1 protein-coding gene is annotated in these 275 nt (G+C 42.9%); it reads left to right on the top strand.

The annotated features are described in order from the left end of the window. The coding region (tmk, locus tag C1G53_RS12520) for a dTMP kinase (protein ID WP_105118822.1) at positions 1-275 on the top strand (275 nt) is incomplete at both ends.

A 275-nucleotide genomic window follows, 5' to 3' on the forward strand; every position in this document is an offset into this window, starting at 1 on the left:
GAATCCTGCAAATACAGCGATGGATGATAAGACGGAGCTGTTATTGTTTATTGCAGCACGACGTCAGCATTTGAAAGAGAAGATTCTTCCACCCTTGGCACAGGGGAAGTTGCTCTTGATTGATCGTTTTATCGATTCCTCTATTGCCTATCAAGGATTTGGACGGGGGTTGGATATAGGTGACATTCATTGGCTCAACCAGTTTGCAACAGATGGTTTAAAGCCAGATTTAACTCTCTATTTTGATATTGATACAGAAGAGGGGCTGGCTCGAA

The sequence above is a fragment of the Streptococcus suis genome (genome assembly GCF_002960445.1).
GTDB classification, from domain to species: Bacteria; Bacillota; Bacilli; order Lactobacillales; family Streptococcaceae; genus Streptococcus; species Streptococcus hyiners.